The following is a 1,378-nucleotide window of genomic DNA, read 5'->3' on the forward strand; positions in this document are numbered from 1 at the left end:
TCCTGATAGCCCGGCCCATCGGGAATATGGGATTTGCGGTAGAGCCCCTGCGGGCTGCCGTCGCCGTCGATCATCAGCAGCGAGTTGAAATAGGCTTTTCCGGCCTCTTCGAAGAAGCTGATCGGCAGGACAACGCCTAAATCTTGCGCCAACTCCATAAAATGAATGAGCACGGGATTATCGAGCACGGGCCGCGCCCAATCGAAATAGGCCGGGTCTTGGTCTTTGCACCAATAGGGGCCTTCGAAGAGTTCGGGCAGCAGAATAAGGCGCGCACCCATACTCGCGGCCTGCTTCACCATCTCGGTGGCCTTGCCGATATTCTCTTCGGGGGCACCGCCGCAGGCCATTTGCACAGCGGCGACAGTCAGAAGATCTTCACTCATCGGGCCAGCGCTCCGCTCGGCTGTTGTTGGGTAATGCAGTGAATGCCGCCGCCGCCCGCCGTGATGGGGAGGGCCGGGCGTTGTAGAATCTTATGGGTGGGGAAGGCTTCTTGCAGAACGCCCCGCGCGTGATCGTCGGCGGGATCATCGAAGCTGGACATGACAATTCCGCCATTGGCGATGAAGAAATTCGTGTAGGAGAGCGTGAGGCGCAGCCCCTTGAGGTCGCGCCGACGCGGCTGCGGCAGCGGCATGACGGTGAGGCGGCGGCCCTTAGCGTCGCGCATCTCGGCCAAGCGGTGGAAGTTTTCTCCGAACACGGCGAAGTTCGCATCGTCCTTGTCGCGGCACTCGGTCGCCAGGACGACGCCGGGGGCGGCGAAACAAGCGATTTCGTCGATATGGCCGTTGGTATCGTCGCCCTCATAGCCGCGCCCGAGCCACAGCACGGTCTCGACGCCGAGCCAGTCTTTCAGATTGGCTTCGATTTCGTCGCGGCTCAGCTTGGGATTGCGGTTGGGATGCAGCAGGCATTCTTCGGTGGTCAAAACCGTGCCGTCGCCGTCCACATGGATAGCGCCGCCTTCCAGCACGAAGGGGGCTTGGAAGCGGCGCGCGCCCAGGCGTTCCAGCACGCGGCCCGCAACTTTGGCGTCGTCGGCATAATCGGGGAAATTCTCGCCCCAGCAGTTGAACTGCCAGGACACGCCCGCGACCGCGCCCGTGCCATCGGTTATGAAGGTCGGGCAGAAGTCGCGCGCCCAACTATCGTTCAGCGGCATCTCCCACAGTTCGACGTCGCGCGAGAGCAGCTTTGCGGCAATAGCCTTGTCTTCGGGGCGCACCAGCATCGTGACCGGCTCGAACTCGCCGACGGCATGGGCCACGGCGGCATAGGCGGCGCGCGCGTCGGCCAACCCCGAACCCCAGAGTTCGTCGCGGCAGGGGAATGCCATGAAGCAACGCTCGTGCGCGGCCCATTCGGCGGGCAT

2 protein-coding genes are annotated in these 1,378 nt (G+C 63.2%); both read right to left on the reverse strand.

What is annotated here, in order from left to right; genetic code table 11:
* Positions 1–386, reverse strand: a 386-nt coding sequence (locus tag VZ95_RS19265) for a nitrilase-related carbon-nitrogen hydrolase (RefSeq protein WP_045777303.1), incomplete at its 3' end; no start/stop codon positions are given.
* On the reverse strand, positions 383–1,378 hold a 996-nt coding region (locus tag VZ95_RS19270; RefSeq protein ID WP_045777304.1), incomplete at its 5' end, for an agmatine deiminase family protein. The genes VZ95_RS19270 and VZ95_RS19265, both read right to left, overlap by 4 nt.

Source organism: Elstera litoralis (genome assembly GCF_000963705.1).
GTDB lineage: Bacteria > Pseudomonadota > Alphaproteobacteria > Elsterales > Elsteraceae > Elstera > Elstera litoralis.